This is a genomic window from uncultured Bifidobacterium sp., assembly GCF_945269915.1.
GTDB classification, from domain to species: domain Bacteria; phylum Actinomycetota; class Actinomycetes; order Actinomycetales; family Bifidobacteriaceae; genus Bombiscardovia; species Bombiscardovia indica.
In genome coordinates, this window is sequence record NZ_CALYOY010000050.1 from 1 (window position 1) to 7,305 (window position 7,305).

At 57.4% G+C, this 7,305-nt stretch carries 7 protein-coding genes; 5 read left to right on the forward strand and 2 right to left on the reverse strand.

Annotated features, from left to right (window positions below; all coding sequences use genetic code 11):
• The first annotated feature begins 155 nt into the window (after positions 1-155).
• From Q0K62_RS07575 to Q0K62_RS07585, 3 genes are all read left to right on the forward strand, one after another.
• Positions 156-1,103, forward strand: coding sequence for a LysR family transcriptional regulator (locus tag Q0K62_RS07575; RefSeq protein WP_297317369.1), 948 nt, complete (start codon positions 156-158; stop codon positions 1,101-1,103).
• A gap of 171 nt (positions 1,104-1,274) precedes the next feature.
• The gene (locus Q0K62_RS07580; RefSeq protein ID WP_297317370.1) at positions 1,275-1,622 is read left to right on the forward strand and encodes a carboxymuconolactone decarboxylase family protein; all 348 of its coding nucleotides are present in this window, start codon (positions 1,275-1,277) and stop codon (positions 1,620-1,622) included.
• Between the two features lies 1 nt (position 1,623).
• Positions 1,624-2,154: an NAD(P)H-dependent oxidoreductase gene (locus tag Q0K62_RS07585; protein WP_297317371.1), complete on the forward strand. Its 531-nt coding sequence runs from the start codon at positions 1,624-1,626 to the stop codon at positions 2,152-2,154.
• Between the two features lie 481 nt (positions 2,155-2,635).
• On the opposite strand, the gene Q0K62_RS07590 is transcribed toward Q0K62_RS07585, so the two are convergent.
• Complete coding sequence (locus Q0K62_RS07590) at positions 2,636-3,487, reverse strand: aldo/keto reductase (protein ID WP_297317372.1); 852 nt, start codon at positions 3,485-3,487, stop codon at positions 2,636-2,638.
• Positions 3,488-4,023: 536 nt separating this feature from the next.
• Here Q0K62_RS07590 and Q0K62_RS07595 point away from each other — a divergent pair.
• Positions 4,024-4,770 (forward strand): SDR family oxidoreductase, encoded by a 747-nt coding sequence (locus Q0K62_RS07595; protein ID WP_297317373.1) that lies wholly within the window; start codon positions 4,024-4,026, stop codon positions 4,768-4,770.
• Between the two features lie 15 nt (positions 4,771-4,785).
• Here the strand turns inward: Q0K62_RS07595 and Q0K62_RS07600 are convergent, their stop codons facing one another.
• Positions 4,786-5,409: an isochorismatase family protein gene (locus tag Q0K62_RS07600; RefSeq protein WP_297317374.1), complete on the reverse strand. Its 624-nt coding sequence runs from the start codon at positions 5,407-5,409 to the stop codon at positions 4,786-4,788.
• A 562-nt stretch (positions 5,410-5,971) separates the two neighbouring features.
• On the opposite strand from Q0K62_RS07600, the gene Q0K62_RS07605 reads away from it, so the two are divergent.
• A complete protein-coding gene (locus tag Q0K62_RS07605) occupies positions 5,972-6,742 on the forward strand; it encodes a GNAT family protein (RefSeq protein WP_297317375.1) in 771 nt (256 codons plus the stop codon).
• Positions 6,743-7,305 lie beyond the last annotated feature (563 nt).

A 7,305-nucleotide genomic window follows, 5' to 3' on the forward strand; every position in this document is an offset into this window, starting at 1 on the left:
GGTCGTTTCGGCCAGGTCGGCAGCTTCGGAGGCGCTGACCATCCATCAGGAGGGGACCGGGTTGACGCGGATCGTCATCGCCTTCTCGGATCTCGATTCCTCTGCCCGGGCGTGACAGGGATACCCCGCCTTCACGGGAAGGACCATAGAATCAGATGAACAAGAGCCAAGGGAAGTGTGAGATGGATTTCAAGGATCTACGGTGTTTTCTGGCTGTCATCGCAGCGGGCAGCATTACCGATGCAGCAGCTGATCTCCATATGTCCCAGCCTACCTTGTCGCGCAGGATCATCGGCCTGGAAAAGCATTTGGGCGTCAGTCTGTTCGACCGCAGCGGGAAGCAGATGGTGCTCACGGCTTCCGGTTTCGGTTTTGAACGCTATGCCCGTCGGATTCTTCTGGAGTTGGACCGAGCCCGCCAGGAGGTGAGGGTCGACCCGAACGGACTGTCGGGCGAGTTACGCATTGGTTGTGTGGAATCCGCCGTGTCGACCCGTCTCGCACAGTGGCTTGCCATGTTCCAGCGCCGTAACCCGGCCGTCGGATTCTCCGTCATGTCCGGTACGGGGCAAGGTATCAAGGATGAGCTGGATAGGGGAGAGCTGGAATTGGGGTTCGTGATAGAGCCGGTCGAGTCGGCGAAATACGAAGCTGTATCGTTGCCGGTCATCGATCGATGGGGAATCGTCGTAGCGGCTGACTCCGACCTGGCCGAAAGGTCTTCGGTTGGGGTCGATGACATCCGTGGGATTCCGTTGGTCGGACCAGACCGCGAGATAGTCCGGAACCAACTGAACACATGGTTGGGTTCAGATATGGAACGGTTGGACATCCGCGGGAGTGTCGGCCTTCCTCGGAACGCCTGTGAACTTGTGGTCCATGAGGGGTATGGTTTCCTTGCTATTGAGGGGGGCGTCACGCTTTCGGACCCGAAGCGCATGACCTTCGTGCCCTTCTCGCCCTGTTGCACCGTGGGGCACAAGATGATTTGGCGGAAGAATATGAATCCCGGGAGAACGGTTGCCGCGTTCCTGGAATTGGTGACCGAACGAATCCATATCGCGGATCGGTCTGCGAATTCACGTCGTGTTGACCCGTGCTGATCGATCATCTATGCAATAATTCAATGCACGGTCATTAACCATCGGTATTGTACATACTTTTTTGAGGACCATAGACTAAAGCCGTTCATGTCCGGAATGCCATCATCATGATGTCCACCGGTTGGCAGCCAGGTGTTCCGGTCCATTCAGCCGGTTGTCCAAGGAGTGGGTATGGCTGAGAAACAAACGGCGGGAAGGGACCAACTCGGGGATTTCGCGCCCCGGTTCGCGGCTCTGAATGATGATGTCCTCTTTGGTCAGGTCTGGTCTGACGAAGAAGACCTGTCCGCGCATGATCGGAGTCTGATCACTATCGCCGCACTGATCGCCATGGGCAGCACCGAGCAGTTGGATGCCCATTTGAATATCGGGAAAAGAAACGGCATCACCAAGGAGGAGATAGTGGCGGAGATAACCCATCTGGCTTTCTACGCCGGCTGGCCCAAGGCGTGGTCGGCCTTCAACCGGGCCGGACGGATATGGTCAGAGGATGATGCCGCCAGGAAAGCAGGTGACTGACATGACGACCGCCGTACTGGTGTTCCACCCCCATATGGATTCGTCACGGATCAATGCACGTTTGATGCGCGAGGCCATGGGGCACGAGAGTGAAGGAATCAAGGTTCGGGACGAATACAAGGTCTGCAATGGCGGGCCTATCGATGTGGCCGAGGAGCAGCGTTATGTGGCTTCCTGTGACCGTATCGTCTGGCAGTTTCCCATGTACTGGTACAGTTGCCCTCCCTTGCTGAAGGAATGGGAGGACGAGGTCCTGACCTACGGATGGGCCTATGGTTCCAATGGTGATGCCTTGAGGGGCAAGGATCTCATGCTGGCGGTGTCGGTCGGTTCCGCAGCTGACAATTACCGGCATGATGGACCTTTCGGATACACGGTCGATGACCTGCTGGCCCCTTTTAGAGCCACGGCGAACCTGATCGGTACCGTGTATCGGGAACCCTTCATTCTGACGGGTGTCACATCCGGACTTGGCGATGAGGACCTCACCAGGGCAGCGGAACAATACCTGCTGCGTCTATCGGAAGGCTGAACTGATCAGGTTTCCGCTTCTTCCGCCGGGGTGTCCTCCGCCGCCCTCATCTCGCGGCTTCGCGGCAGTGAGGTCAACGGGGAGGGGTATTCACCCCTTGTGATGTGTCCGCCCCCGTCATGCCGGCAAGGTCCTATGCCCATCTGTTTCCCTAACCTGCATGGGTCGGATTGTTTCCGGACGGCCTTGATCTACCCCCCATCTCTTCGGTCACGTTTATTCCCGGAGTTGACCGGGTATGACCGGTCAGCCTTGTCGAATCAAAAATGACCGGTGGCGAACATCGATGGCGAATAGTGTCTCCTCGAGACGGTGTTTATTCCGGCATCGGCGGGGGGGGGGGGAGGGACTGTCCCGGGCGGTTTCTGTGATTCACGGCAGCCGGGCCGGTCGGAAAGCCCCGGGATGGTTATGTCCGCATCTCCCCGTCCATATCCTGTTTCCGATGTATGCGAACTGAACAATCCCGGCTGTCGAGAGACTACTGCCTATAGGTTATTCCATGAAGGCGGCGCGCCTCTTCGGGTGTATCCACATCGAGTATGAGGGGTCGGCCCGTATCCATGGCGCGGATGGACCGCATGTCATCATCGTCCAGGGAGAAATCATCAATGTCATGGTTCTCCAGGATGCGTCGACGGTGCGAAGATTTGGGGATGGCGCATATGTGCTGCTGCGTGAGCCACCGAAGAACCACCTGAGCCGGTGTCTTGCCGTAGTGCTTACCGATACGGGTCAGGGCGGGATCCGCGAAAAGCTGGTTCCTGCCTTCGGCCAAGGGCGCCCAGGCCATTGGCGCAATCCCGTATTCCGAGAGAAGATGTCTGAGACCGGTCTCCTGGGTGAAGGGGTGGAGCTCAATCTGGTCGACCATGGGAGCGATACGCGACGAGAGGATGAGATCTACCAGACGGTCGGGCAGAAAATTGCAGACCCCGATGGCATGCACCAGTCCCTGGTCGTAAAGTTCTTCCATTGCCCTCCATGAACCCTGGTAATCTCCGTACGGCATGTGAATCAGATAGAGATCAAGGTAATCGGTTCGCAGGTTCTGCAGCGTTTTTTCAAATGACCGCATGGTGCCTTGGTGGCCTTCACGCTGTATCCAGACCTTGGAGGAGATGAAGACATCCGTTCGCGGAATACCGGAATCGCGGACTGCGTCTCCCACGGCGCTCTCGTTTCCATAGCAGGCAGCGGTATCGATGAGCCGGTAGCCGATGCCCAATGCCTCCTCCACTGCGTTGCGGCACAGGTCCTCGTCGTCAATCTGATAGACGCCATAGCCCAAGTCCGGCAAGGCCATTCCATTCTGCAGGTGAATTGTGCCCATTTATCGTCGCCTCCTGACGAATTCAATGGCAATCTATCAGAGCCCTCCGGGGAGGAACAATGCATGTTGCTCATGCGTTCCCATACACGGTGTCTATATTGTGTTGCCGCTCGTCCGCCATCAGGTGCTCATCGAGGATCCGTATTTCGACTCCACGGGTGTATGACGGGGGAAAGATGTGTGCCCGACCATGCAGGTTATCGCCCGGCATGAATCCAGACGATTCCGTTCGGTGGGGTGATGTCATTCGCCGGGCTGTGGGATGTCTGTCGCCGATACCGTTACGGCGTGCGATGCGCCTGCTGGATCAGTCAGAGAACACCATGAGGTATCTTGAACGACAAGCCATGTTTCCATGGCATGGGCGAGTGTGATTGCCGGTTCCATGGTGGGGCTTCGATCATGACGGGCATTTCGTCCGGGTACCGTTCCTATGGCGTGGGGACGCACATGGCTTCGTATATCGATATTTGCACGTTGAGCGACTTGAGGTTATAGGATCACCGATACAAATCGATTCCGAGGGAGGCACGACGATGACGATTGCCGATAAGACCGTGTTGATTACTGGTGCATCATCGGGAATAGGCGAAGCCACGGCTCGTCTCCTGGCGGGGAAGGGAGCCAATGTGGTCCTGGGCGCCCGCCGGGCCGACCGGCTCGAAAAGATCGTCAAGGGCATCACGGAAGCCGGAGGTCGGGCGGAATCCAAGGTACTGGACGTGACGAAGCGGCAGTCCAACGAGGACTTTGTCTCCTTCGCCAAGGACAGGTTCGGCCAGGTGGATGTCATGTTTCTGAATGCCGGGTTGATGCCCAACTCGCCCCTTTCCGCACTGCACGTGGATGAATGGGAGAGGACGGTGGATGTCAACCTGAACGGGGTCCTGTATGGGATTGCGGCCGCGCTCCCGGAATTCGTCGAACAGCGGCGAGGCCAGTTCATCGCCACCTCATCGGTCGCAGGACTGAAGGCTTATCCCGGTGGGGCGGTCTATGGTGCCACCAAGTGGGCTCTCCGCGACCTTATGGAGGTGCTGCGTATGGAATCCGCCCAGGAGGGGACGCATATCCGTACTGCCACCATCTACCCGGCTGCCATTCAGACCGAGCTCTTGGACACCATCTCGGATGAACGGACGCTTGAGGATATGAACCAGACGTATGACCGTTATCAGATCAGTCCCGAACGGGTGGCCAGGGTGGTGTCTTTCGCCATCGATCAGCCCGAGGACACCGATGTTGCGGAATTCACCGTCGGCCCCACCATTCAGCCCTGGTGAATTTCAGGTCAACCGTTATCGGTTCTGGTCGGAGAGGGTCAGGTGGATGCCGGCTAAGGCCATGGCCTTGCGGGCTTCGATACCTTGGTCCTCGCTGACCGGTACGGTCAGATTCTCGAAGACGGTGACCTTGTAGCCCTGTTTCACGGCGTCGAGGGCGGTTTCTTTGACGCAATGTGATTCGGCGATACCCACTACGTCCACTTGGTCGACCTCGGCGAGCGCCAGAGCTTCCGCCAGGGTGGGACCGGACGATCTGGCCCTGGAGAACTCCTGCCTGCTCTGGATTCGATCGGTGTTGTCCTCGATGCCTTCGAATCCGGAGTATGCGGCCGAATATTGTCCTTTCTTGAAATGATGGGGGATTCCCAGTTCCCGAATCCTGGGGTGCAATTCAGCCCCGGGTGAGCCGGCTATACCATGCTTGGGCCAGCTGTCCACGAAATCCGGGTGGCCGGACCAATGGGCTCCGGGTTCGATGTGCCAGTCCTGGGTGGTGGCCATATAGGCGTAGTCCCCGGCCTGCCTGTGGACGTAGTCGGCGATCCTTTCGGCGACCTCGTTGCCGCCCTCGACCGCCAGTTCGCCTCCTTCGCAAAAGGTCGGCTGGACGTCCACGATTATCAGGGCCTTGGGCATGGTGATCGTCTCCTCCGTCGAAGTTCACGTCAAGAATCGAAAACGACTGGTCTTCTACTCTACCGGCAGTTCTTGGATTGCGGCGGACTCAACGTCATATCAGGATTGTTTCGTTTTGGTATTCATGCATATGGACGAGTGCGGGGAATGCGACTGGCGGGTAAGAAGATATGGCATGCAAGGGGACGACGAGGGTATTGGGCGGTCGGCCGGATCCCGATGCCATGGTCACATGCGGCTGCAAGGAATGACGGAAGGCCATGGAACAAGGCAGTATTCGGGAATTCTCGCGGTCTTCGTACGTAGGTGTATTACGAATCGGCGATGGCTCTCGACATCCTCTCATGGGGTCCTCCAAGGAGGATATGTTCCCGCTTGTGCCCGTACCTATGGAGATATATGACTGCCGGCAATGGGTATGATGAGAATGCTGATTTCCGGGTTGATCGCCTGACATCCTGAATGTCGAGTCGGGCAGTGCCGTGACTGGTGCCTCCGTCGTCGACCTCCCTTCATCGCTGTTGGTGGAATGAGCATCATGACACGGAAGGAGGATGCGGATATGAGATTCAACGAGTTTGGGCAACCCATTGGCGAGGCTGTGTCGTATACGGGTGCAAGGTTACCGGAGCCTGTGAGCTTGGTAGGCCGGACGGTTCTGGTGGCACCCTTGGATGCTTGGCAGAAACGGGCTTTTTATCGGCGCATCTTCGGTCCTGACTGCGATGAATCCATCATGACCTACAGCAGTCATCATCTCTACCCTGACGAAACCGCCTTCGATTCCGAGTTCAGGTTGATGACGGCAAGTCGGGATCCTCTGTTCTTTGCCATTCTTCGCAAGCCGGATGCTGCCGACCGCCCTGTCGGCCTGCTCTCAGGCGGAGAATCATTGGTTCCACAGGGGTGGGGCTTGGTCCGCGATTCCTCGAACCTGTTGGGCATGTATGCCCTGATGCGGATACGGGCCGATATGGGCAGCGTGGAGATGGGTCATGTTATCTACACCGGTGAGTTGCAGAGAACCCGGCAGGCCACCGAGGCCCAGTATCTGATGGCTCGGCATGTCTTCGAGAACCTGGGCTATCGGCGTTACGAGTGGAAGTGCGACAGCCTTAACGCGCCCTCGAGATCAGCTGCGTTGAGGCTGGGTTTCAAGGCGGAGGGCTGTTTCAGAAACGATATGGTATACAAGGGCCGGAGCCGCGACACGGACTGGTTTTCCATGACGGATCGTGAATGGCCGGCTGTGAAAGAGAGACTGGAAACCTGGTTGGATGAGGCGAATTTTGATCAGAAGGGCAGACAGAAGCGGCGTTTGCAAGACTGTTGAATAAGGGCAACGCCTCTTTGAGTTCATGACCATTCGAAAGATCTGCATCGGGTTGTGCATGTCGTCGGCTGGAATCGGCTCGCGCTGTCTAGGTCCAGTCGATGATTCGTGGGACGGAATTGAGCATGTCCCTGTCCCGCGGTTTCTGTGCATACACATTGGGGAGTGCCGGCAATGACCGCAGGCTCTTGTGGCCTTGCCGGGAAGGACGACAAGGACAATCCGGATCCGGCTGCCTTGTGCGCGGTCATTCCGCTTCCGCCTATGAAGCCCGGAAGGGTGCAAACAACGACGCATCGTCTGTGATTGGTCGGATGGCATATTCCCACCTTGCAGCACTCATGATTTCCGTGTTCCCGGGTCGGAATGATGACCAACTCCGACAGTCGAGCCGAAAAGGGGAGCCGGGCTTATGAAGCCTTTGTGCTTGGGAAGCATGTATGATTCCTGCGACACACAGAACTCTCGATTCGCCAGGAATGCTGGGGAATACGATGTTCCGCGCCTAAAAAACCCGGACCGCGGTCCGGGTTTTCCGGTGGCGGAGGATACGAGATTCGAAC